The sequence below is a fragment of the Roseateles aquatilis genome (assembly GCF_002205645.1).
Taxonomy (GTDB): domain Bacteria; phylum Pseudomonadota; class Gammaproteobacteria; order Burkholderiales; family Burkholderiaceae_C; genus Roseateles; species Roseateles aquatilis.
Window position 1 is genome coordinate 1 of record NZ_NIOF01000024.1, and the last position, 24,122, is coordinate 24,122.

18 protein-coding genes, 1 tRNA gene, 3 pseudogenes and 1 other annotated feature are annotated in these 24,122 nt (G+C 66.2%); of the genes and pseudogenes, 7 read left to right on the forward strand and 15 right to left on the reverse strand.

What is annotated here, in order from left to right:
- Nucleotides 1-265 precede the first annotated feature (265 nt).
- From CDN99_RS27090 to CDN99_RS27130, 8 genes and pseudogenes are all read right to left on the reverse strand, one after another.
- Nucleotides 266-1,490 (reverse strand): annotated as a pseudogene (locus CDN99_RS27090) (IS3 family transposase).
- Nucleotides 1,096-1,212 (reverse strand) — a sequence feature (AL1L pseudoknot). Its footprint overlaps the pseudogene before it by 117 nt.
- A gap of 50 nt (nt 1,491-1,540) precedes the next feature.
- A pseudogene (locus tag CDN99_RS27095) lies at nt 1,541-1,945 on the reverse strand (TrlF family AAA-like ATPase); the annotation flags it as partial.
- A complete protein-coding gene (locus tag CDN99_RS27100) occupies nt 1,945-4,812 on the reverse strand; it encodes an SNF2-related protein (protein WP_088388666.1) in 2,868 nt (955 codons plus the stop codon). The gene CDN99_RS27100 and the pseudogene CDN99_RS27095, both read right to left, overlap by 1 nt.
- A complete protein-coding gene (locus CDN99_RS27105; RefSeq protein ID WP_088388668.1) occupies nt 4,812-5,873 on the reverse strand; it encodes a Fic family protein in 1,062 nt (353 codons plus the stop codon). The genes CDN99_RS27100 and CDN99_RS27105 overlap by 1 nt, the downstream gene beginning before the upstream one ends.
- 109 nt (nt 5,874-5,982) lie before the next feature.
- On the reverse strand, nt 5,983-7,038 hold the full coding sequence (locus CDN99_RS27110) for a site-specific integrase (RefSeq protein ID WP_088388710.1): 1,056 nt from the start codon (nt 7,036-7,038) through the stop codon (nt 5,983-5,985).
- On the reverse strand, nt 7,035-8,147 hold the full coding sequence (locus CDN99_RS27115; protein ID WP_088388670.1) for a replication protein RepA: 1,113 nt from the start codon (nt 8,145-8,147) through the stop codon (nt 7,035-7,037). Before CDN99_RS27115 ends, CDN99_RS27110 begins: the two co-directional genes overlap by 4 nt.
- Before the next feature lie 982 nt (nt 8,148-9,129).
- Nucleotides 9,130-9,206, reverse strand: a tRNA-Pro gene (locus CDN99_RS27125).
- A 26-nt stretch (nt 9,207-9,232) separates the two neighbouring features.
- Complete coding sequence (locus CDN99_RS27130; RefSeq protein WP_088388672.1) at nt 9,233-10,162, reverse strand: polyprenyl synthetase family protein; 930 nt, start codon at nt 10,160-10,162, stop codon at nt 9,233-9,235.
- Between the two features lie 377 nt (nt 10,163-10,539).
- Here CDN99_RS27130 and rplU point away from each other — a divergent pair, with 377 nt between their 5' ends.
- The 4 genes and pseudogenes from rplU to proB all read left to right on the forward strand — a co-directional run bounded on the left by rplU (nt 10,540) and on the right by proB (nt 13,862).
- Nucleotides 10,540-10,851: a 50S ribosomal protein L21 gene (gene rplU, locus CDN99_RS27135; protein ID WP_088388674.1), complete on the forward strand. Its 312-nt coding sequence runs from the start codon at nt 10,540-10,542 to the stop codon at nt 10,849-10,851.
- Nucleotides 10,852-10,893: 42 nt separating this feature from the next.
- Nucleotides 10,894-11,151 carry a 50S ribosomal protein L27 gene (gene rpmA / locus CDN99_RS27140; RefSeq protein ID WP_088388676.1) on the forward strand — a complete coding sequence of 86 codons (258 nt, stop codon included), beginning with the start codon at nt 10,894-10,896 and terminating at the stop codon, nt 11,149-11,151.
- A gap of 216 nt (nt 11,152-11,367) precedes the next feature.
- Nucleotides 11,368-12,519 (forward strand): annotated as a pseudogene (gene cgtA / locus CDN99_RS27145) (Obg family GTPase CgtA); the annotation flags it as partial.
- Between the two features lie 209 nt (nt 12,520-12,728).
- Complete coding sequence (gene proB / locus CDN99_RS27150; protein ID WP_088388678.1) at nt 12,729-13,862, forward strand: glutamate 5-kinase; 1,134 nt, start codon at nt 12,729-12,731, stop codon at nt 13,860-13,862.
- Between the two features lie 124 nt (nt 13,863-13,986).
- Here proB and CDN99_RS27155 read toward each other — a convergent pair whose 3' ends face one another.
- The gene (locus CDN99_RS27155; RefSeq protein ID WP_088388680.1) at nt 13,987-14,703 is read right to left on the reverse strand and encodes an RNA pyrophosphohydrolase; all 717 of its coding nucleotides are present in this window, start codon (nt 14,701-14,703) and stop codon (nt 13,987-13,989) included.
- A gap of 222 nt (nt 14,704-14,925) precedes the next feature.
- Between CDN99_RS27155 and CDN99_RS27160 the strand changes: the two genes are divergently transcribed.
- The 3 genes from CDN99_RS27160 (at nt 14,926) to CDN99_RS27170 (ending at nt 18,499) form a co-directional block, all read left to right on the forward strand.
- Nucleotides 14,926-16,668: a proline--tRNA ligase gene (locus tag CDN99_RS27160; RefSeq protein ID WP_088388682.1), complete on the forward strand. Its 1,743-nt coding sequence runs from the start codon at nt 14,926-14,928 to the stop codon at nt 16,666-16,668.
- Nucleotides 16,665-17,765 (forward strand): DUF418 domain-containing protein, encoded by a 1,101-nt coding sequence (locus tag CDN99_RS27165; protein ID WP_088388684.1) that lies wholly within the window; start codon nt 16,665-16,667, stop codon nt 17,763-17,765. Before CDN99_RS27160 ends, CDN99_RS27165 begins: the two co-directional genes overlap by 4 nt.
- 89 nt (nt 17,766-17,854) lie before the next feature.
- On the forward strand, nt 17,855-18,499 hold the full coding sequence (locus tag CDN99_RS27170) for a lytic transglycosylase domain-containing protein (RefSeq protein WP_088388713.1): 645 nt from the start codon (nt 17,855-17,857) through the stop codon (nt 18,497-18,499).
- A 124-nt stretch (nt 18,500-18,623) separates the two neighbouring features.
- Here CDN99_RS27170 and CDN99_RS27175 read toward each other — a convergent pair whose 3' ends face one another.
- The 6 genes from CDN99_RS27175 to hemA all read right to left on the reverse strand — a co-directional run bounded on the left by CDN99_RS27175 (nt 18,624) and on the right by hemA (nt 24,083).
- The gene (locus tag CDN99_RS27175; protein ID WP_088388686.1) at nt 18,624-19,217 is read right to left on the reverse strand and encodes a UbiX family flavin prenyltransferase; all 594 of its coding nucleotides are present in this window, start codon (nt 19,215-19,217) and stop codon (nt 18,624-18,626) included.
- Nucleotides 19,217-19,531 (reverse strand): Grx4 family monothiol glutaredoxin, encoded by a 315-nt coding sequence (grxD, locus tag CDN99_RS27180; protein WP_088388688.1) that lies wholly within the window; start codon nt 19,529-19,531, stop codon nt 19,217-19,219. Before grxD ends, CDN99_RS27175 begins: the two co-directional genes overlap by 1 nt.
- Nucleotides 19,532-19,777: 246 nt before the next feature.
- On the reverse strand, nt 19,778-20,392 hold the full coding sequence (locus CDN99_RS27185; protein ID WP_141101017.1) for a hypothetical protein: 615 nt from the start codon (nt 20,390-20,392) through the stop codon (nt 19,778-19,780).
- 285 nt (nt 20,393-20,677) lie between these two features.
- Nucleotides 20,678-21,559, reverse strand: a complete 882-nt coding sequence (gene prmC, locus CDN99_RS27190; RefSeq protein ID WP_088388692.1) for a peptide chain release factor N(5)-glutamine methyltransferase — start codon at nt 21,557-21,559, stop codon at nt 20,678-20,680.
- Nucleotides 21,556-22,647 carry a peptide chain release factor 1 gene (prfA, locus tag CDN99_RS27195; RefSeq protein ID WP_088388694.1) on the reverse strand — a complete coding sequence of 364 codons (1,092 nt, stop codon included), beginning with the start codon at nt 22,645-22,647 and terminating at the stop codon, nt 21,556-21,558. Before prfA ends, prmC begins: the two co-directional genes overlap by 4 nt.
- A gap of 110 nt (nt 22,648-22,757) precedes the next feature.
- Nucleotides 22,758-24,083, reverse strand: coding sequence for a glutamyl-tRNA reductase (gene hemA, locus CDN99_RS27200; protein WP_088388696.1), 1,326 nt, complete (start codon nt 24,081-24,083; stop codon nt 22,758-22,760).
- Nucleotides 24,084-24,122: the final 39 nt, after the last annotated feature.

Consider the following 24,122-nt stretch of genomic DNA (forward strand, 5'->3'; position numbering starts at 1 on the left):
CAACCCCAAGCGGCGCCACGGCACCGCAGGCGACACTTCGCCGGTCGAGTTCGAACGACGCCATTCCCAACGGCTCACGGGTGTCTAGGAAATCCGGGGCGATTCAGGTGGACATGAGCGTCGCGTCCTCACGGATCTCATATTCGCGCTGGGTTACGGGTTCATTGATACGCACAGATTGCTCCGGTTCAGGGTCTGATGGATCCGTCCGAGATTCAGGGCAGTATGAATCGCCCCGGGTTCTGCGGAGGCCAGTTGGTTTAAGTCAGACGGTCGCGGCCTGACCAGCGCGTTGACGATGGTAATTGGCTTCGAACTCCGCAGGCGGGACGTGCCCCAGCGGCCCCATCAGCCGGTGATGGTTGAACCAGGCGACCCCTCCAGCGTTGCCAGTTCCACCGCCTGCTTGGTCTTCCACGGCCCGCGCCGGTGAATGACCTCGGCCTTGTACAGCCCGTTGATGGTCTCGGCCAGGGCGTTGTCGTAGCTGTCGCCCTTCGAGCCCACTGAGGGCTCGATGCCGGCCTCGGCCAGCCGCTCGCTGTAGCGAATCGACAGGTATTGCGAGCCGCGGTCTGAGTGATGCACCAGCCCATCGTCTTCGCTCGGCTTGCGGTCGTAGAGCGCCTGCTCCAGCGCGTCGAGCACGAACTCGGTGTGCATCGAGCTGCTCTGGCGCCAGCCCACGATGCGCCGGCTGAACACGTCGATGACGAACGCCACATAGACCCAGCCTTGCCAGGTCGAAACATAGGTGAAATCCGAGACCCAGAGCTGGTTCGGCCGCTCGGCACGGAACTGCCGATTGACGCGGTCCAGCGGGCATGGCGCCTTGGGATCGGGAATGGTGGTCCGCACAGCCTTGCCGCGTCGCACGCCCTGCAGCCCGAGTTGACGCATCAGACGCTCGACGGTGCAGCGCGCAACGGCCACGCCTTCGCGGTTGAGCTGGCGCCAGACCTTCTCGGCGCCATAGACCTGGTGGTTGGCCTGCCAGACGCGATGCACCTGCGGCAGCAACTGCGCATCGCGCTGAGCCCGCAAAGAGCGTAAGACAGGGCTGCGCTGACACGCGGCGTGGCGCCAGTACGCCGATGGGGCAATCTGCAAGACGCGGCAGATCGACTCGACCCCAAGCTGCTGGCGGTGCTGGTCGATGAACGCCTTCAGGACTTGATGCGGCGGTCGAGCTCCGCCTGGGCGAAAAACGCGCTGGCCAGCTTCAGAATCTCGTTGGCCTTGCGCAGCTCGCGCACCTCTCGCTCCAGTTCCTTGACGCGCTGAGCCTCCACAGTCGAGACGCCGTCTCGCTGGCCGGAATCGACCTCGTGCTGCTTGACCCAGGTGTGCAAGGTCTGCGGCACGCAGCCGATCTTGTCGGCGATGGATTCGATGGCCGCCCACTGCGACGGATGCTCTGCCCGGTGCTCCAGCACCATGCGCACGGCACGCTCACGCACCTCAGGCGAAAACTTCGGGGACTTCTTCATGGCTCCATTCTCCAGAGTTGGAGCCTCCTCGAAACCCGGGGCGATTCAGCCCTGTCCGTGCGTTCAAGCTTCAGGTCAGACAGGAACTCTCGCAGATGGTGGTCTGGGATCGTCTCTGCGAAGATGACGTGTGCATTGAGGCGCTTGGTCGTCGGGGCGGAGAGTCGCAGCTCGATACCCGGAAATACGATCTTCTTCAGCGCGGGTGCGCCAGGTTCAGCCAGTCGGCGCTTGAGCGCGAACCATCCGTCAAACGTCCAGTAGTCCATGATCGCGAAGACGGCCGGCTCAGCGGCATTCATCGCTTCGATCATTTCGTCGATCAGCGTGCGGTTCTCAGGAGAGGATATGTCTCCGTCGAACTTCTTGCCTGTCCAGTGGAAGGACGCCGGTGTGTGCACGTGCAGATCCCACTGGCGCCAGACTGAACCTCTGGCGATCTCCCTTTTTGACATTAGATTAGCTCCCATTGAATGCAGAAAAGGGGCTGCTCTTTGACTTGTTGTTTGAGCTGGCCTTCTAACTGACTGATGATGTCGTTGCGCTGGGCCTCGATTTCATCTTGTTTGTTGAAGAGTTCGCGACGCAGCTTCGTGCGCGTACTCTCAAGCTCACGTTGTTTCTTTTGCCACGACAACTTCTCGTCCAGCGTCGGCGCACTGGCTGCCGTACGCCGGACTTCTTTGATCTGCCGGTCGATCTCCTTGATCTCTTGCTCGATGCCCAGCTTGAGGTCGTCGGCCCAGTCGTCCAACTTTTGGACCTCTTGCTCGAAGTAGCCCAGATTGCGCTGGTTGATCTCACGCAGGATGTCCATCCTGCGGCCCAAACTGTCCTCGGCTAGTTCGGACACCGGCTCATTGCCATCGCACGGCCCTTCCAGCTTCACGGGTAGGCGCAGGAGTTTCGACGGGTCGTCTTCGGCCAGCGGTGACCCGTCAACGGTGACGGCGGCCACGACAAGCCGCTCTTCCAAGTTGCCCAGCGCTTCCACGGCGACCAGGCTCACGGACAGCCAACCAGACTTGCCGCGATAGTTCTTCAAAGTGCTGATCTGCGTGCCGTAGGCGCCGTAGTCAAACAGCAGTTTGGCCATCGGCAGCTTTCGGGACTTCGCCTGGGCTGTTACCCACTCGGCGAGTGGATGCCCGATCCGATACAGATGCGATTCGCCTGATCGCCGGGGCAATTCGTACCGCCCCAGCTCGACGCCAGCAAGTGCGGAGCTTGGGAGTCGCTGTAGGACGAATCCTTCTTCATCGAATGTTGCGTGCCCCGCGAGCTCTGCTCGCGTCAAGTCCAGCAGCATGCGCTCGTACTTGCTTCGTGCGGCGCTACTGGCCTCAGCTCGTACACGCAGCTTGTCCTGAACCTCTTCATCGAAGTTCTCAAGCAGGATCTGCCGCGTTTTCACCATGGCTTCGTTGATCTCGCCGGACAGGTCGCGCTGCAATTGCTCGAAGCTAGCCTTGATGGCATCTGGGTCACGGCAGTTCTGATAGATGTCCGCGATACGCCGCTCGAAGTCCACGCCGGAGCCGATGGCGCCCAGTACCTCGTCGCTGGCACCAAACACGCCTTCGAAGAGTTGGAATTTTTGGTCCAGCAACTCGTAGACGCGGGCGTCGGCTTCGTTGCTGCGGTCAACGAAGTTCACCACCACAACGTCAAACTTCTGTCCGTAACGATGGCAGCGACCGATGCGCTGCTCGATCCGTTGCGGGTTCCATGGCAGGTCAAAGTTGATCACCAGCGAGCAGAACTGGAGGTTGATGCCTTCAGCGCCTGCCTCGGTGGCAATCATCACGGTGCCGCGCTCTTTGAAGTGCTCCACCAGGGCCGCGCGCGTGTCTGCCGTGCGCGAGCCGGTGATCTTGTCGGTGCCCTGGTGGCGCTTGATCCAGTCCGCGTAGACAGCTTGGGCGCGGGCGTCGCTGTTCGTGCCGTTGAATAGCACGATGCCTTCACCGTACGGTGTCTTCTCTAGCAGCGAGAGCAGGTACTCCTGAGTGCGCTTGGACTCTGTGAAGATGATGGCCTTCTTGGCGGCTCCCAGCCGCTCAAGCTCGGCGAATGCCTTGTCTAGGGCGGTCAGCAGCGCGGTGCCTTTGGCGTTCTCGCGGATGTTGGTTGCCAGGGTCTTGAAGTGCCGCAGCTCGGCAATCTCCTGTGCAACAGCGTCGCGCTGGGCCGCTGGCGATGCGTCTGTGGTCTCAGCGCTGCCATCCCACTCGTCTGCGGTTTCGTCGAGTGACTCGTAGTCGTCGTCGAGTACCTCCGCCAGATCAGGGACATCTGGGGATGCTTCGAGTTCGCCTTCGAGGCGCTTGGCCATTGTCTCCAGCGCGCCTGCGATAGCGTGCGTGGACGAGGCCAGCAGTTTCCACAGCACGAGTGAGATCAGCTGCCTCTGGCCCTCGGGCAGGGCTTTGAGGTTTGGGCGGCGAAGGTAGTCGGCCACCAAGTTTGAGAGTTCGCGCTCTTCGGTCGAGGGGGTGAACTCCTCCACCATGGCACGCCGTGCCGTGTATGGCACGTACTGCTGGACTTGCCTGCGTAGCGTTCGCTTGCACACGGTCGCAAGCCTGGAGCGCAGCGCTGCAAAAGCCTGCTCACGGGGCTGCGCGGTGAACTGCGTGCGGAAGCTGTCGATGTCACCGAACACGCGGTCGTCGATCATGCTGACAAGGCCGTACAGCTCCAGCAGCGAGTTCTGCAGCGGCGTAGCTGTAAGCAGCACCTTCGAGTGGACATGCGCCAGTGCCTCTTTCAGCGTCTTGGCGATGACGTTGCTGGCCTTGTAGACATTGCGCAGGCGGTGGGCTTCGTCCAGAACCACCAGATCCCATTCGACAGCCTTGATGTCACCGGCCTTGGCCTTGGCGAACTGGTACGAGCAGATGACGGGGCCTGTTGCGCCTTGGAAGGGATTGCGGCGGTCTTGCTTGCGAAGGGTGTTGTAGCTCTTGGCTTCCAGCAGAACACTCTGCAGGTTGAACTTGTCTTGCAATTCCTGGTGCCATTGCTTGCGCAGGTTGGCGGGCACGATGATCAGGATGCGACGGCGGCGCTCAGCCCAGCGCTGGGAGATCACCAGCCCCGCCTCGATGGTTTTGCCGAGCCCTACTTCGTCGGCCAGGATGACGCCGCGCGATAGTGGATTCGCACAGGCGAACAGGGCTGCCTCGACTTGATGGGGGTTGAGGTCAACTTGCGAGTCCACCAAGGTGGAGGCGAGCGACTCAACAGAGTCGCCCGCCGCGCGTCGGGTCAACAGCCAGGCGTAGTACAGGCTTTGATATGGCGTCAGCGTCTGTTGCATCAGACTTTCCCCTCCGCCTTGACTTGCGACCATTTCGCGCCGCGTCCCTTTCCTGTTGGGGCAATCACCCCCTCGGCCTTCATAGCGCGCAGGATCACGCGCACCATGTCGCGGCTGATGCCGGGGCAGGCCTCTTCGATCTCCGAGATGGAGAAGGGCAGTTGGCGTTTGAGAATTTCAGAGCGAACGCGGTCGCCCTTAGCGCCACGGCCTCGCTCGATGGTGCCCACGCGCTCTTCAAATTCCTTGTAGGCCCGCAGCAGGGCGCCCCAGAAGTAATCGAGCCACGGGGCGATGTCGTGTGCGGCCTCGTGCCAGCCCTGGGAGCTGGCCTCCAGCGTTTCGTAGTAGCTCTCCTTCGACTCTTCGAAGATGCGCTCCAGGCTGATGAAGCGGCCCACCGCATAGTCGAAGTGATAGAGCAGCTGCAGGGTGAGCAGACGTGCCATGCGGCCGTTGCCATCCGGGAACGGGTGGATGCACAGGAAGTCGAGGATGGCCAGCGGCACCAGAACCAGGGGGTCTGCCAAGTGCTGATCCAAGGCCAAGCGGTAGCGCGCGATCAGGTCCGCCATCGCGATGGGTGTGAGGTGCGCGGCAACCGGACGAAAGCGGATGCGTGAGCTGCCATCGGGGTGGCGCTCGACGATGTCGTTGTTGGTGGCCTTCCATTGCCCGCCTGGTTGGGGCATGTAGCGGTACAGCATGCCGTGCAGCTGCAGGACCGTGCCTTCGGAAAACGGCATCTGCTCACCGCTCTCATGGATCAGACCGAGGGCATCGCGGTAGCCTGCCACCTCTTGCTCGGAACGGCTTTGCGGCGTGGCATTCTTGAGCACCAGGGACTTCAGCCGGTGCGCGGCGACGACCACGCCTTCCAGGCGGTTCGACGACTCGGTGGACTCGACCACTGCCACTTGCCGCAGATCGCTCAAGACCTCCGGCGACTGCGCCACGAAGAGCTGCTGCTTGCCCCTGTACTCACCCAGGGCGCGCAACGTCGCCAGCTGCTGCGCGTCGAAGCGCAGCTTGGCGAGGTAGTCTTGCGAGAGTGATTGCATGCGGCAGCATCCGGACGAGAAAGAATGGGGTAATACTACTGCAAATTGGGGTATGTTTGATCTTCATTGCCCCAATAACTCGTTGTTTACCCCAATTGGCCCTGTCGGATCAGCTAGCGGACTCCGGTTCGTCGGGATCGGTAGGCGCCACTTCAGGCGCCGTGCCCTTGACCGGCCTCTCTGCTTCGATACGCAGTGGCTTCAGACGATGTGCCGGTTTGCCTTGTGATGCGGTGCCGTAGACCCTCTGAGTCTTTCGGGATAGGTGGCCCAGCCCCCGGCTGACCGCGTCTGCGTCGCCGTTCCGCTTGGCATCTGCCCCCCATTGGTGCCTTAGGCAATACGCCGTCACGGTGTGCGGGTGCGAAGGCCACAAGCAGCCAGCTAAGCGCTGTACCTCTGCAGAGAAGTTCATGGCGCTCGCGACCTGAACGACGACTGGGGTCTCGGCCGTGCCGGGCAACAGCGCCTTGATCATCGACAACAACGGATGCGTGTCTCCCGCCGCGTACGTCAGGCGGCGATGCGGCTGCCCTTGTTCCCGTTTGACCTTCGCACCAGCGACCTCAAAGTGGATCTCGATCTCCTGCGTCGCTGCATCCTGCGTTTGCCAAACCTTGATGCCTCTCTCCAGTTCGCTGGGGCGGCATCCCGTCAGCGCTGCGACCAGCAAGGCAGCACCGTACCGTCCCGCACGGCCGCGATTGCAGAGTTGGACGCGCCAGTCAGGGGGAAGCCCACTGAGGGCTCGCCGTTTGCTGTTGCGTAGGGCTCGCAGACCGCCCAGGCCTCTTCGCCGAAGTTCGAGCAGGGCCTGCACGCGCGCGATTTGTTCGTCGAACGCAGCGATGTGTCTTTGTGCCTGCTCATCCGAAACGGGTTCGATGATGCTGCCCAGCAATTCCAACTGCCTTTGCTGCAGGGTGAACCGCAGGGCGGACATGCGCTTCTGGAACGTGGAGGGGCGTAGGGTGTCAGACACCACGCCGATCAAGCCGTCCTGCGCCACCTTGGCTCGTCTGAGCAACGATTGCCCGAGTCGCAGGTAGTCGTGCTCCGTGTCGGGCGAGCGACCGGCATTGCGCGAGCGGTCGGACGCAAGCTGCTGTAGAAGCTTGGTGCTTTGAAGCATCTTGGCTTTTAGACTTTGTATGAGCTTGCTCATGCACCGCTCCTCTCGCATCGCGGACGGCGGGGCGGACTCACCGCAAAGACTCGTGGTTGCACGGGCGGAGGCGAGGCGTGCAGCTCCAGCCCGCCTGGGTATCGGGTGACTTTCGCTTGCGGGTATTCCGCCAGCACTTTGGGTAGGGCAAGCAAGAAGCTCGTGCGGAAATCGTCCTCGGCACGAACGCCACAGTACTCTTGCCCGAATTGCAGGCGCAGCGCCGCCCACGGGACGGTCACGGGTGGCCCCTTGATGAGGTGAAGCCGGTAGGCCAGCCATGTGTAGATGTCGATGCACAGGGCGGACCCGGTCAAAGCGTGAAGCGCACGACGATCCAGTGGAACGCCGTGTGCGCGCAACTCTTTGTAGAAGTCGTCGGTGAGAACAAGAACATTGGGCCACTTGTTGAGTTCACCGGCAGAACGCGGCAGCCAAGCTTCGTACTGCTTCACGGCCATGCTGTTGAAGGTATGGTCGGCGAAGCCCATCTGAAGCCGACAGGCAGCCATGGCGTTGAGCTGGCAGCGCAGAGTCTTGTAGCGACCCCCTTGCGTGTCAGCGAGGCCAATCAAGCGCATGAAGTCAGCGGGCGTGCGACCAATTTCGATGGCCGGCGAACTGCTTCGCAGGGCCAACGTGGCGATACATGCCAAAGCAAGGCGCGGGGTAGCGCCGTACGGGATGGGCTGAGGAACCGGCACGCCGGCAATGCTGAGGATGCCTGCCTGCACGTGCAGCCATGCCGAACCGACACGACGCTGGAACTCCCGCTCCTTCACTTTCCGACGCGGCAGGCCGGTCTGACAAAGGATGGAGTGATGGAAGATCAACTCATTCCAATCTGGTGGGTCTTGCGCGATGGCGACCCCTGCTTCAAGCAGCTTGGCGTCACGAGCGCTGAGCGCCTTTGGCTGAGCGTCAGGTAGCGGAAGGGCGTCTGCTCGCAGCGAGGGCTTTGCCGCCTGGGTCGTGCGCGGCAAGTACTGCGTTCTCGCTGCAAGTGCATGGGCATCTTCTCCGGAAATGCCTCGTGCGATCAACGCGGCGGCATACTCGGCGCGGAGGGCTGCGTCGCCGTCGATGGGGAAGTCGTCAAGGGATCTCATTGCTCACCTCCCTTGGCCGACGCTTGTGCTGCGGTGTTTTGAGCCCATCGAGCCCGCGACAGCTGCTCGGCTTTCGTTGGGCGGCCACGGGGGCGGCGCGGCGGTGGTGGCTCGGCGGGGCGGGTGGACTCGATCCACTGAAGGACATCGCACTCGTACCAGCAAAGACGGCGGCTGTGCGGGAGCTTGAAGGGCCGAGGGATCAGGTGCGCATACTTGGTGTTGGTCGCGCACGTTCTGATCGTTGTTTCGGTCTTGCCAATGAGCTGGGCAAGTTGTTCGATGAACAGAATCCGAGGCAGATCGGCAGGCGGGGCCACAGGTGGCAACGTAGGAGCGAGGCAGACGGGGACGAAGCCCTCTGCCACAGCTTGCGCAACCGGCTTGGGTGCGCTTTTTGACCGTGCGGGGCGTGATGAGTCGCCAGTACGGGCGACCGGAGATGATCTCGGCATAGGAGTCTCACAAGCAAACGCGCTTGCGAGAGCCGATGCTGTTGGTTGCGGCGGGCAGAGCTACCGGTGGTCGAAGCTCGTGCGCTGGTCACCGCACCTCACGGTGCCGTAGTCACTTGGGGTTACGAAAGGACCGCGTGCGCTTACGGCCCAGACTGCGCCCCTGGCTGCTCAAAGCAGCCGAGCGTTGCGTGCTCTATTGATCAAGCTATCTCTCATTTCACTTGATCTCACCTGCCACTTGCGCCTTGGGCTACACAGCGTTCTTGTAGGGCGCTAGGCAGGAGCGCTGTTACGTCCACCCATGCATGACAGTATGGGGAAATTCACAGCACCGTCAAGCCGTAAGCCTGGTCTGTGCCGACCTAGGGCATGTGCCCTACGCCCCCCGAGTCAAAACCACATCGACTTGCTGGGCCATTCTTGGGCCATCGAGGGCCGAGATTTACTCCGAATCGTCATTCATGGCGATCAAAAGCAAAAAAGCCCAAGTGCTTGATTCACTTGGGCTTTTTGGTCTTTTTGTCTGGTCGGGGTGAGAGGATTCGAACCTCCGGCCTCTACGTCCCGAACGTAGCGCTCTACCAGGCTAAGCTACACCCCGTTTTGGTGTTCATTCGATCGAGAGTTTCAAGAACTTCTCTCCACCGACTGAGCCGCAAATTCTAGCAGACTTTCTTTCCACTTGGAAAGGGGCAGCTCGGACAGATATTGGTGGGCCTGTGCGACCTCCGCGCGCGCGGCTTCGCGCGTCGCCTCCAGGGCGCCGGTGCGCTGGACGATGGTGACGATGTCCTTCAGGCGCTCGACCTCGCCATGCTCGATCGCATGACGGATCAGCGCCCGTTCATCGTCGGTGCCGCGCTCCATCGCGATCAGCAGCGGCAGCGTGGGCTTGCCTTCGCGCAGGTCGTCGCCGACGTTCTTGCCGAGCGACTCGCTGGTGCCTTCGTAGTCGAGCGCGTCGTCGATCAACTGGAAGGCCGTGCCCAGCGCGCGACCGTAGCCGGCGCAGGCGTCTTCCAGTGCCGGCGGCGCGTCGGCCAGCACGGCGCCCAGGCGCGCGCTGGCTTCGAACAGCTTGGCGGTCTTGTAGCGGATGACGCGCAGGTAGCTGTCCACCGCGACATCGGGGTCGTGCATGTTCATCAACTGCAGGACCTCGCCCTCGGCGATGACATTGGTGGCGTCGGCCAGCACTTCCAGGACGCGCATCCGGTCCACCGAGACCATCATCTGGAAAGCGCGCGAATAGAGGAAGTCACCGACCAGCACGCTCGCGGCGTTGCCGAACAGCGCGTTGGCGGTCTGCTTGCCGCGGCGCAGCGCGGACTCGTCGACGACGTCGTCATGCAGCAGCGTGGCGGTGTGGATGAACTCGACCACCGCCGCGAGCTCGCGACTGGCGGGGGAGTCGGCACCCAGCGCATTCGCGAACATCAACACCAGCTTGGGACGCATCCGCTTGCCGCCAGCGTGAATGATGTACGCGGAGATCTGATTGATCAGGGCCACGTCGGAACGAAGGCGTTGCGCGATGACGGCATCGACTTCATCCATCTGCGCATTCAGCGCCGCGAGGACCTCGGCAACTTGGGTAGAGGCAATAGGCTGCACTCTCGACTCACAGTGAGGGGAAGCGCGGATTATAGGAAGGCCCGCGCGCATGCCGACCCGCGTCGGCCGCGGTCTCGCACAACGCCATGTCGAAGGGGTTCCGGCGATGCGTCCGCGAGCCGCTCCGAAGGAGGGGCGTCCCTGCGCCGGTGACCCGCGAGGCCGATGACCACGGGTCCTGAGAGGACTGGCCGTTTGCATCAGGGTTAGCACCTGTGCTACATTCGCGGGCTCCGCATCTTTGTGCGGTGTTTTTTCTTGGGCGGTCGAACCTGCTGATTCCCGGCTTGGGGCGGCTGTCCGTATGTGAAAGGGCTGATATGTACGCGGTCATAAAAACCGGTGGCAAGCAATACAAGGTTGCTGCTGGCGAAAAGATCAAGGTAGAACAGATTGCTGCGGAAGTTGGCCAAGAGATCGTGATCGACCAGGTTCTGGCAGTCGGAGACGGCGCTGAACTGAAGGTTGGCACTCCCTTGGTTGCTGGCGCCAGCGTCAAGGCCACTGTCGTGGCCCATGGCAAGCACGACAAGGTGCGCATCTTCAAGCTGCGCCGTCGCAAGCACTACAAGAAGAGCCAAGGCCATCGCCAGACCTTCACCGAGCTGGAAATCAGCGCGGTGAACGGCTGAGCAATCGGTCCACTCTTTAGCAATCTGATCAAGGAGTAATCCATGGCACAGAAAAAAGGCGGCGGCTCGACACGAAACGGCCGCGACTCCAAGCCCAAGATGCTGGGCGTGAAGGTGTATGGCGGCCAGACCATCTCGGCGGGCTCCATCATCGTGCGTCAGCGTGGCACCAAGTTCCACGCCGGTACCAACGTGGGCATGGGCAAGGACCACACGCTGTTCGCATTGGTCGACGGCACGGTGTCCTTCACCGTCAAGGGCGAAAACAGCCGCTCCACCGTCGTCGTCACGGCGGTTTGAGTCTGTTGATGTCCTGAAGCGCCGTGCCGGGCTCGTCCCGGCGCGGCGCGGACCCCCAAGCCCCGGCTTCGTCCGGGGCTTTGTTCTTTCAGGCCCTGAAGTCGCGCGGGCCTCCGTGTTTCGCGAGTCCCGACTCGCATCGATCCAAAGCATGACCCGGCGCGGGAGCGCGGGGCGTGAATTACGATAGCCCCGCTCCGGGACTGAAGGCCATCCATGAAGTTCGTTGACGAAGCCACCATCGATATCGCCGCCGGCAATGGCGGAGCGGGCTGCGCGAGTTTCCGCCGCGAGAAGTTCATCCCCTTCGGCGGTCCCGATGGCGGCGACGGCGGGCGCGGCGGCAGCATCTACGCAGTCGCGGATCGCAACCTGAACACGCTGATCGACTACCGCTACGCGCGCCGCCACGAGGCCCGCAACGGCGAGGCCGGCCGGGGCTCGGACCAGTTCGGCGCCGCGTCCGAGGACATCATCCTGCGCATGCCCGTCGGCACCATCGTCCGCGACCTGGAGACCGAGGAAGTCATCGCCGAGCTGATCGAGCCCGACATGCCGGTGCTGCTGGCCAAGGGGGGCGACGGTGGTTTCGGCAACCTGCATTTCAAGACCAGCACCAACCGCGCCCCGCGTCAGAAGACGCCCGGCTGGCCCGGCGAGGTCAAGAAGGTCAAGCTGGAGCTGCGGGTGCTGGCCGACGTCGGCCTGCTGGGGCAGCCCAACGCCGGCAAGTCGACGCTGATCGCGGCCGTGTCCAACGCGCGCCCGAAGATCGCCGACTACCCGTTCACGACGCTGTATCCGAACCTGGGCGTCGTGCGCGTCGCTCCGGAGAAGAGCTTCGTGATCGCCGACATTCCCGGCCTGATCGAAGGCGCCGCCGAGGGCGCGGGTCTGGGCCACCAGTTCCTGCGCCACCTGCAGCGCACGCGCGTGCTGCTGCACGTGGTGGACCTGGCGCCGTTCAATCCCGAGGTCGACCCGGTCGCCGAGGCCAAGGCCATCGTCAAGGAACTGAAGAAGTACGACGAGGCCCTGCATCAGAAGCCGCGCTGGCTGGTGCTGAACAAGCTCGACATGGTGCCCGCCGAAGAGCGCGAGGCGCGCGTCAAGGACTTCGTCAAGCGCTACAAATGGAAGGGTCCGGTGTTCCAGATCTCGGCGCTGACGCGCGAGGGCTGCGAGTCCCTGATCCGCGCCATCTACGAGCACGTCGCCGCGATCCAGGCGCCGCCGATCGAAGATCCGGACGTCCGTTTCGACGAGCCGGTGGTCGAAGCGCCCAAGGCCTTCCAGGAAACGCGCGCGACCCGCGCCACGAAGGCGAAGGCGATCAAGGCCGCGAAGGAAGAGAAGGCGGCTGCCCAGGCGGCCGAATTCTCGGATGACTCCGAGGCGGCCCCGCAGGACGCGCCGGTGGCGAAGCCGGCGGCCAGGTCCGCGACGAAGGCCGCCGCCGGGAAACCCGCCGCCAAGAAGGCCGGCAAGGCGGACAAGGCCGAGAAGCCGCCGGAGCGCGATCCCCGCTTCGATCCCCTGCCCTGAGTTTTCGATCGTCTCGCTGACGCACCCCGACCATGAGCAACGATGAATTGAAGAGTGTCCTGAAGGATGCGCGACGCATCGTCGTCAAGGTCGGCTCCAGTCTGGTGACGAACGAGGGCCGCGGCGTCGATGCCGAGGCCATCGGCAACTGGTGCCGTCAGCTCGCCGAGCTGGCGCGCGAGGGCCGCGAGCTGGTGATGGTCTCCAGCGGCGCGATCGCCGAAGGCATGAAGCGCCTGGGCTGGGTCAGCCGGCCGAAGGAGCTGCACGAGCTGCAGGCCGCCGCGGCCGTCGGCCAGATGGGGCTGGCGCAGATGTACGAGACCAAGCTGCGCGAGCAGGGCCTCACCAGCGCGCAGGTGCTGCTGACCCACGCGGACCTGGCCGATCGCGAGCGCTACCTCAACGCGCGCTCGACGCTGCTGGCGTTGCTGCAGCATCGCGTGCTGCCGGTCATCAACGAGAACGACACCGTCGTCAACGACGAGATCAAGTTCGGCGACAACGACACGCTCGGCGCGCTCGTCGCCAATCTGGTCGAGGCCGACGCGCTGGTGATCCTCACCGATCAGAAGGGCTTGTACTCGGCCGATCCGCGCAGGGACCCGACCGCGCGCTTCATCGACGAGGCCGTCGCCGGCCGGCCGGAGCTCGAGGAGATGGCGGGCGGCGCCGGCTCCAGCATCGGCCGCGGCGGCATGATCACCAAGATCCTGGCGGCCAAGCGCGCGGCGAGCAGTGGCGCCAACACCGTCATCGCCTGGGGACGCGAGCCCGATGTGCTGCTGCGCCTGGCGAGCGGCGAACGCATCGGCACCGCGCTGCTGGCGTCGACCGCGAAGCTCGCGGCGCGCAAGCAGTGGATGGTGGACCATCTGCAGCTGCGCGGATCGGTGCGCGTCGACGCGGGCGCGGCGATCAAGCTACGGGAAGAGGGCAAGAGCCTGCTGCCCATCGGCGTGCAGGACGTGACCGGTGAATTCCATCGCGGCGACGTGATCGCCATCCTCGACCTGGCCGGCAAGGAGCTGGCGCGGGGGCTGACCAACTACGGCAGCGCCGAAGCGCGACTGATCGCGCGCAAGCCGTCGTTCGACATCGAGCGGGTGCTGGGCTACTCGGCGGAGCCGGAACTCATACATCGCGACAACCTCGTGATGCGCTGAGCCGGCGCGGCGCCGAGTCGCGTCACTCAACGCATGACCCAGCGCGCCACGTAGCGCGCAGCGGAGCGCGAGAAAGAAAAAGGCGCTGGTGAAGACCAGCGCCTTTGTCGTTGCGCGGCGGGGGTCAGTCCTTCGACGGCTCCGTCGGCCCGCCGTGTCCGCCGCCTTGCGGCGCGGCGTCGTGCGGCGCATGCGCATCGTGCGTCGCCGTCGTGGCGGTCACTTCGTGCGCCTCATGGCCGTGTTCATGCGGGTGATCGTCGTGGTCGTGGCGATGATGGTCGCCGTCCCCATGGCCATGGCCGCCGTGGCGGTCGCCGCGAGGTGGCGGACGCATGCCGGCGCGCAGATAGCGGTTGTGGTGATTCAGGCGGGGCAGGAAGCGCGCAAGCTCCGTCAGCGCCATCTGGTAGACGCCGCGCTTGAACTCGATGACCGCCTCGAGCGGGACCCAGTACTCGTTCCAGCGCCAGGCGTCGAACTCGGGATGGTCGGTGGCGCGCAGGTTCATGTCGCTGTCGCGACCGGTCATCTGCAGCAGGAACCAGATCTGTTTCTGGCCGCGGTAGTGGCCGCGGGCATCGCGCCGGATGAAGTGATCCGGAACCTCGTAGCGGAGCCAATCGCGCGTGCGCGCGATGATGCGCACGTGGTCTGCAGTGAGGCCCACTTCCTCATGCAGCTCTCTGAACATCGCCTGCTCGGGCGTTTCGCCATGCTTGATGCCCCCTTGGGGGAACTGCCAAGAATGCGTGCGTATGCGCTTGCCCCAGAACACCTCGTTCTTGTGGTTGAGCAGGATGATGCCGACGTTGGGCCGGAAGCCTTCACGGTCGAGCATAATCAACCTCGAATCATTCGTTGGATCGATTATTGCACCCGGCTCACGGCCCGGAGCGATCATCGCTAACCCTCGGTAGCAATCGGCGATCCGGGCCCGTGGCGGGCCCTGGCGATGCCTCCCGGGCAGGCGCGCCGAAGGCGGGTCCCACGATGATGCCGGCCCGGATCCACGCACGTGCCGCGGCAGCTTCGCTGGCCGCGGACTTTTATTTTTGCGCCCATGAAAGCCTCCCAGTTCTTCATCTCCACGCTCAAGGAAGCCCCCGCCGATGCGGAGATCGTCAGCCACAAGTTGATGATGCGGGCAGGCATGATCAAGCGCCTGGGCGCCGGCATCTACAACTACATGCCGATGGGGCTGCGCGTGATCCGCAAGGTCGAGCACATCATCCGCAGCGAGATGAACCGCGCCGGCGCGGTCGAGCTGCTGATGCCGGTCGTGCAACCGGCCGAGCTGTGGCAGGAAACCGGCCGCTTCGACAAGATGGGCCCCGAACTGCTGCGGGTGAAGGATCGCCATGGCCGCGACTTCATCATCCAGCCGACGTCGGAAGAGGTCATCACCGACATCGCCCGCCAGGAGCTGCGCAGCTACAAGCAGCTGCCGAAAAATTTCTATCACATCCAGACCAAGTTCCGCGACGAGCGTCGTCCCCGCTTCGGCGTGATGCGTGGTCGCGAGTTCACGATGAAGGACGCCTACTCGTTCGACCGTGACGTCGCGAGCGCCGGCCGCAGCTACGAGAACATGTACTCGGCCTACTGCAAGGTGTTCCATCGACTGGGCCTGCAGTACCGCGCCGTGGCGGCCGACACCGGCGCGATCGGCGGCGACCGCTCGCACGAGTTCCAGGTCATCGCCGAGACCGGCGAGGACGCGATCGTCTATTGCCCCACCAGCGACTACGCCGCCAACATCGAGCTGGCCGAGGCGCTGGCCCTGCTGCCCGCGCGCGGCGCGGCGACGCAGGCGCTGACGAAGACCGCCACGCCGTCGAAGTCGACCTGCGCGGACGTCGCCGAACTGCTGAAGCTACCGCTGGCGCAGACCGTCAAGTCGCTGGTGCTGGCCACCGACGAGTTGAACGAGCAGGGCGAGGTCGCCAAGTCGCAGGTCTGGCTGCTGCTGGTGCGCGGCGACCACGACCTGAACGAAGTCAAGGCCGGCAAGATCGAGGGTCTGAAGGGCGGCTTCCGCTTCGCCACCGTCGGCGAGATCGAAACGCACTTCGGTTGCAAGCCTGGTTACCTCGGCCCCATCGGCCTGAAGCTGCCGGTGAAGATCGTCGCCGACCGCACGGTGGCCCACATGGCCGACTTCGTCTGCGGCGCCAACGAGGCGGACTTCCACTTCACCGGCGCCAACTGGGGCCGCGACCTGCCCGAGCCCGACCTGGTGGCCGACATCCGCAACGTCGTCGAAGGCGATCCATCGCCCGACGGCAAGGGCGTGCTGGCGATTCAGCGCGGCATCGAGGTCGGCCATGTGTTCTACCTCGGGACCAAGTACTCGGCCGCGATGAACGCGACCTACCTGGACGAGACCGGCAAGCCGCAACTGATGGAGATGGGCTGCTACGGCATCGGCGTGACGCGCATCCTGGGCGCGGCGATCGAGCAGAACCATGACGAACGCGGCATTGTCTGGCCCGACGCGATCGCGCCATTCACCGTGGTGGTCTGCCCGATCGGCATGGACCGCAGCGAGGACGTCAAGGCCGCCGCGACCCAGCTCCACCAGGACCTGCTGGACCTGGACATCGACGTGCTGCTGGACGACCGCGGCGAGCGCCCCGGCGCGATGTTCGCGGACTGGGAACTGGTCGGCGTGCCGCATCGCGTGGTGATCTCCGACCGCGGCCTGAAGGAAGGCCAGGTCGAGTACCAGGGCCGCCGCGACGCGGAAGCGACCAAGCTGGCGCTGGCCGACGTCGTCGCCCACCTGAAGCAACGCCTGGCGTGAGCCTCGCCCGTCCGCCGCAGCGCGTCGCGGCGGTGGACGCGCTTCGCGCGCTGGCGCTGCTGCCGGTGGTGCTGGTCAACTGGGTCGGTTATCCGGCGCTGCCCGACATGGGCCCGCTCACCGCGCCCACGCCCGCCGACAGCATGGCCGCGCAGGCCGTCTCATGGTTCCTGCATGCGCTGGTGGCCGGCAAGGGCATCGCCTTGCTGGCCTTCCTGTTCGGCTACAGCCAGGGCTTGTCGCAGGACCGCGGCGAGGCTGGCCTCGCGCATCGGCGGCGGCGGCTCGGCAAGCTGCTGCTGCTGGGCATCCTGCACGGCACGCTGCTCTACATGGGCGACATCCTGACGCTCTACGCGGTCGCCGGCTCGGTGCTGGCCATGTGGAGCGCCCATTCGCTGGCCCAGTTGAAGGTGCGGGCGTATGTCCTGGTCCTGCTTCAACTGGCGGTCGTCGCGCTCACCGTGGTGCTGTCGCATCTGCCGCTGACCGGCGAGCCGTCCGTGCCGCTGTCGGCGCCCACGACCTGGGCGGCCTGGACGCTGAGCAATGCCGGTCACTTCCTCTCGACGACGATCGCCTTCGTGTTGCTCGGTCTGCCGACCCCGTTGCTGCTGATGACCGCGGGACTGATGGCGGCGCGGCTGCGGCTGTTCTCGCACCCCCGCTGGGAGCCGGCGCTGCGGCGCTGGTCGCGGCGCTGGTTCTGGCCCGCCGTTGCGGTGAACGTCGCTTTCACATCCCTGCTCTGGCCGGGCCTGCGCGACGGGGACAGCTTCATCGGTGGTTGCTACGCCATCTACTACCTCTATCCAACGGTGCTGCTGCTGAGCGCCGCCGTGCCGATGCTGGTCAACCGGATGCGCCACGACACGCGGCTGCTGAACGCGCTGGCGCCGCTCGGTCGGCATACGTTGACGCTGTACCTGATGAGCTCGGTCGCGAGCTTCGCGCTCTTCAGCGGCGCTGGTCTGGCCTGGCAGCCCAGCACCGTCGTCGTGACCGGGTTGGCGTTGGCCTACTGGGGCACGGGCGTGATACTCGCGCACGCGCTCGGGCCGAAACGCCTGCCGCTGGAACGCTGGTTGTCCCGCTGACCATCGCCCGTCGCGGCGCTGCGTGTCGCCGCCTCGCGCCGCCAAGCTTCCTTCGTTCCTCTTACTTCGTGATCCCGTCGACCGCCGCCGTGTCCGCTCCAGTTCTCAAGCCCTCATCTTCCTCGACCACGCGCCGCGCGTTGCTGCTGGCCGGGGCGGCGGCCTGCCTGCCGCGTCCGGCGCTGGCGGGCGCGCAGGTCGAGGAGCCGCTGGCCGACGCGGTGCGCTCGGCGCTGTCCGCGGCGATCGCCTCGGACGCGCCTCCCAAGCCGCGCTTCGACGCGATCGAGCCGCGCCTGGCCTACCTGCGCTGGCTGGGCGAGATGAGCGAGCGCCTCAAGCGCCAGAAGAGCGAGGCGCAAACGCGCATCGAGTTCCTGGAGACCGTCTGGTACGAGAGCACCCGCGCCGGGCTGGAGCCCGCGCTGGTGCTGGGGCTGGTGCAGGTGGAAAGCGGCTTCCGCAAGTACGCGATCAGCGTGGCCGGCGCGCGGGGCTACATGCAGGTGATGCCGTTCTGGTCGCGGCTGATCGGCGACGGGCAGGCCTCGCGGCTGTTCCACATGCAGACCAACCTGCGCTTCGGCTGCGTGATCCTGCGCCACTACCTCGACATCGAGAAGGGCGACCTGTACCTGGCGCTGGGCCGCTACAACGGCAGCCGCGGGCGGCCGGAGTATCCGAACATGGTCATGGGCGCGCGCAAGCGCTGGCTGGTGTCCGGTCAGGCCTAGGGCAGGTCCGCATGACGGTGTCGCGTCAGCCGCGGCAAGTCACCCTGACCTTCCCTGCAAACAACGACGCCGCCCGGAGGCGGCGTCGGCGAGGCGAGCCAGCGGGGATCGCGGCAAGCCGTGCTCAGGCCGACGGCCTCAGCCCCAGCCAGGGCTGCGGTTCGGCGCCCGGCAACTGCGCCAGCTCCAGCACCCGCTCGACGGTCTCGGCGACCATCTCGTCGATCGACTGGGGGCGCAGGTACAGCGCCGGCAGCGGCGGGAAGACGATGCCGCCCATCTCCGTCACGGCGGTCATGTTGCGCAGATGGGCCAGGTTGAGCGGCGTCTCGCGCACCATCAGGATCAGCCGGCGGCGCTCCTTCAGCGTGACGTCGGCGGCGCGAGACATCAGGTTGTCCGACAGCCCATGCGCGACCGCCGCGAGCGTGCGCATCGAGCAGGGCGCGATCACCATCGCGGCCGTGCGGAAGCTGCCGCTGGCCACGCAGGCGCCGACATCGCCGGGCGCATAAGCCGCGTCGGCCTCGCGCTCCAGCGCGTCGCGGTTCAGGCCCAGCTCGTGGTGAGCGTTCAATACGCCGGCGGGGCTCAGGATCAGGTGGGTCTCGGCGCCCAACTGGCGCGCGCGGCGCAGCAACTGCAGCCCGTAGGCCGCGCCGGTCGCGCCGGTGATGCCGACGACCAGGCGCGGCCGTGGTGCCGCAGGCGCGCTCATCAGGCCTTGGCCAGCAGCTGCTGCAGTTCGCCGCTTTCGTACATCTCCATCATGATGTCCGAGCCGCCGACGAACTCGCCGTCGATGTACAGCTGCGGGATGGTGGGCCAGTTGGCGTATTCCTTGATGCCCTGGCGGACGCCTTCGTCCTCCAGCACGTTGAAGGTCTTGATCTCGGGCGCGCCGCTGGCCTTCAGGATCTGGATCGCGCGGCCGGAGAAGCCGCACATCGGAAACTGGGCCGTGCCCTTCATGAAGAGCATGACGCGGCTGCTCTTGACCAGATCGTCGATGCGTTGCTGAACGTCGCTCATGGCGGAATCCTCGTAGGTGCGTGAAAGCTGAAAGTCGAAAGCGGGGCGGCGCGGACGGCATCCATCCGGCCATCCGGACGCCCGCTGGCGGGTGGCCGGAGCGCGGCAGGTTTCGTTCCAGGGGCAGGCGCCCACGGGGACCGGCCACGCGATCCAGAGATTATCGGCCAGTGGACAAGACCTCGCCGTGGCGGGTTCGATGTCCGCCGCGGGAGAGCCTGACGGGAAGGATCTGCCGCGCGGGGATCAGAAGCTGTAGCTGACGCCGAACTGCACGACCGGCTTGTAGCGCAGGTCGGACGCCAGGTCGTTCTGCGGCGCGCTGTTGCCCAGCCGCAGCCCGGGCGCGCCGTTGGCGACGAGGCCGAAATCGGCGCTGAAGCCCCAGCCGTTGCGCAGCGAGTAGCTGGTGTAGCCCAGGCCGACGTAGGACAGCGAGAGGTTGGGCTCGCGCTCGGGGCCGGTCAGCAGGCTGAGCGTGCGGCGGCCGGCCGAGAGGGCGGAGGTGATCGCGGACCCGCGGCCCAGCGCCTGGCCACTGCTGCTTTGCAGCAGCGACATCGGGCCCACCAGCAGGCCGCCGGTGGCGCGCAGGCCGCCCCGGGTGCCGCTGCCGAAGCCGGACCCGGTCAGGTAATAGTCCGCCAGCAGATTGGCGCTGAGCAGCCGGCTGCCGCGGCGCGCGTCGTAAGTGGTGCTGTCGTCGTCCTGGCTCTGGCTCAACTGCAGGCGCGCCTGCCAGCGGCTGAAGGCCTGCGCATCGGGCTTGAGCTGCAGGCCCTGTTGCGCCATCGCGCCGCCGGCCAGGCAGACGCCGGCCAGGACCATGGCAAGGCGCGAAAGCGGGGATGCGGCGCGCATGACAGGTCTCCCGGTTGACGTTGACGACAACGCCCGAAACGGATCCGGGCAGCTTGGTCGGACCATGCTACGCCCGGCCCGGTTACTTCGCCAGATCGAGATGAGGGGGAAAGTCGCGGTTGTTGCTGTTTTTCCGCGCCGTCCCGCAGTGCGGAACGACAACCCGACCGAAGGCGCCGAAGCGGGGATCGGCGGCCACCGGGCGGCCAGCCACGGGTGGGCGAGCAGCCGATGGCGCGCGGCCGGGTTCTGGCGGTCGCCCCGTTCAGTTGTCGCGGGTGGCAGTCAGCCCGGCCAGCGCCCGCCGCTGGCGCGTGGCTGGTCGCCCAGATCGCGGCGGTTGGCGACGTCGACGAAGCCGCGCTCCCGCAGCAGCGCCATCACCGCGTCGGCCTGGTCCCAGCCATGCTCCAGCAGCAACCAGCCCCCGGGGCGCAGCCGATCGGGCGCGTGGCGGACCAGATGACGCAGGTCGTCCAGGCCGTCGCCCTCGGGCGTCAGGGCCATCCGGGGCTCGTGTCGCAGCGCGGCGAGGTGGTGGTCGTCACCCGCGACATAGGGCGGATTGCTGACGATCAGGTCGAACGGCGCCTGGCCGGCCAGCGGCTCGAACCAACTGCCCAGGTGGCCCTCGACGCCGAGCGCCAGGCGCGTCGCGTTGTCCCGGGCGACGGACAGCGCATCGGGGCTGGCGTCGACCATGCGCACGTCGGCGTCCGGCCGGCGGGACTTGATCGCCAACGCGATCGCCCCGGAGCCGGTGCCCAGGTCCACGACGCGAGGCGCTGATGGATCCACACCCGCGGCTGCGGCCGTAGCGGCGCCTGCACCCGAGCCCAGCGCCGGCCCCAGGCATTCGAGCGCCCATACCACGAGCACCTCGGTGTCGGGGCGCGGGATCAGCGTGGCGGGCGTGACGCGCAGCGTCAGGCCGAAGAACTCCTTCTCGCCGGTCAGGTAGGCCAGCGGTACCTGATCCAGCCGCTGGGCGAGCCAGTGGTCGAAGCGCCGACGCGTCTCGCCGCCGAGCACGTCGGTGTCGTGGCTGATCAGCCAGGCGCGGGAGACCCCTAGCAGGGCCTGCAGCAAGTACTGCGCCTCCTGGCGCGGCAGGCCGGCGGCGATGGCGGCGCGCTGGGCGCCGGCGACGGTCGACGGCTCGTTCATGCGGCGCCGCCCTCCAGCGCCGCGAGCTGTTCCGCCGCCTGCGCCTGCTGCAGCCCCTGCAGCAGGTCGGCGAGATCGCCGTCCATGATCGCGCCGAGCTTGTACAGCGTCAGGTTGATGCGGTGGTCGGTCAGCCGGCCCTGCGGGAAGTTGTAGGTGCGGATGCGGTCGCTGCGGTCGCCGCTGCCGATCAGGCTCTTGCGCTGGGCGGCCTCCTTGGCGGCGCGCTCGACACGGTCTTTCTCGCGCAGGCGCGCGGCCAGCACCGCCATTGCCTTGGCCTTGTTGCGGTGCTGGCTGCGATCGTCCTGGCACTCGGCGACCAGGCCGGTGGGCAGGTGGGTGATGCGGATCGCGCTGTCGGTCTTGTTGACGTGCTGCCCGCCCGCGCCGCTGGCCCGGAAGGTGTCGATGCGCAGCTCGGCCGGGTTGAGCTGGATCTCCTCGGCCTCGTCGGGCTCGGCCATCACCGCGACGGTGCAGGCGCTGGTGTGGATGCGGCCCTGCGATTCGGTGGCGGGGACGCGCTGCACGCGGTGCCCGCCGGACTCGAACTTGAGCCGGCCGTAGACGCCGTCGCCGTCCAACCGCAGCACGATTTCCTTGTAGCCGCCCAGGTCCGATTCATTGGCCGACAGCACCTCGCAGCGCCAGCCTTGCGCCTCGGCGAAACGCGTGTACATGCGGGTCAGGTCGCCGGCGAACAGCGCCGACTCGTCGCCGCCCGCGCCGGCGCGGATCTCGAGGAAGGCGGGACGCTCGTCGTCCGGATCCTTGGGGATCAGCGCCAGTTGCAGCTCCTGGTCGAGACGATCGATGTCCGCCTGCGCCGCGGCCATCTCCTCGCGCGCCATGTCGGCCATGTCGGCGTCGCCCTCGTCGAGCAGCTCGCGGGCGGCGGCCAGGTCGCGCTCGCGCTGCAGGTAGCGCCGGTAGCGCTCGACCAGCGACGACACCTCCGACTGCTCGCGGGTCAGCGCGCGGTAGCGCTTCATGTCGGCGGCGACGCTGCCGTCGGCGAGCGTGGTGTCGAGTTCGGCCAGGCGGTAGCCGAGGCGGTCGAACTGCTGGCGCAGGGCGTCTTTCATTGGGGGGCGAAGGCGAAGAAGCAAGCGATGGAACGGGCGGAACGAGGCCGCGAAGGGAAGCGGCAGGTCCGGCGGGGCGCGGCGCGGAACGCCGGGGCGGCCTCGCGCCGCTAGGAGTCCGCGAGGTCGTCGGTGCCGGTCGGGCGCAGGCCCGGGGTCTTCGCGCTGTCGCGCAGGAACAGCCGCGACACCGTCTGCGCCACCGCCAGGCGGTGATCGCCGTCGCTGCCGTTGAGCTCGGCCATTGCGCCGTGCAGCATCTTCTGGGTCAGGCCGCGCGAGAGCGCGTCCAGCACGGTGTCGATGTCCTCGCCGCGCGCCAGCAGCTTGCGCGCGCGCAGGATCTCCGCCTGCCGCCAACTGTCGGCCTGCTGGTGCAGCGCCTGGATCAGCGGCACCGTGTGGCGCTGGCCGAGCCAGTGCACGAAGCTCTGCACGCCGTTCTCGATGATGGCCTCGGCCTGCTGGACCGCCGCCTGGCGTTTCTCGCCGGCGGTCTGGACCAGTTGCGACAGGTCGTCCACGGTGTAGAGGTAGACGTCGTCGAGCTGGGCGACTTCCTGCTCGATGTCGCGTGGCACCGCCAGGTCGACCATGAACATCGGCTTGTGGCGGCGCTTCTTCAGCGCGCGCTCGACCGCGCCCAGGCCGATCAGCGGCAGGCTGGAGGCGGTGCAGGAGATGACGGCGTCGAACTCGTGCAGGCGATCGGGCAGGTCCGCCAGGCGGAAGGCCTCGGCGTTGAGGTGGGAGGCGAGCTTCTCGCCGCGCTCCAGCGTGCGGTTCGCGACGGCGATGGCCTTGGGCCCCTTGGCGGCGAAGTGCGTGCCGACGAGCTCGATCATCTCGCCCGCGCCGACCAGCAGCACCCGCAGGTCGGCGAGGTTCTCGAACAGCTGCGAGGCCAGCCGGACCGACGCGGCGGCCATGCTGATCGAGTGGCTGCCGATCTCCGTCGAGCTGCGGACTTCCTTGGCGACCGAGAAACTGCGCTGGAACAGCTGGTGCAGCGTGGTGCCGAGCGTGCCGGCCTGATCGGCCTCGCGCACGGCCTGCTTGAGCTGGCCGAGGATCTGCGGCTCGCCCAGCACCATCGAATCGAGCCCGCTGGCGACGCGGAACGCATGCCGCGCGGCGGCGCCGCCCTCGGCGACGTAGGCGTGGTCCATCAGCGTGGCGCTGCCGACGCCGCCGATCTCGGCCAGCCAGTCGACAGCGGGGCGCACCATGTCGCTGTCGCCGGCGACGTAGAGCTCGGTGCGGTTGCAGGTGGAGAGGATGGCCGCCTCGGCGGCGGGCGCGGTGCGGCGCCGGGTGCCGATCTGGTCCTGGAAGCGGAGCAGCGTGGGCGCCAGTTGCTCGAGCGTGAACGCGAACCGGCCGCGCAGGTCCAGCGGCGCGGAGGTGTGGTTCAGGCCCAAGGCAAACACCGTCATGATCCGCCGATTATAAAATTCCGACCCGTCCCGTGCATC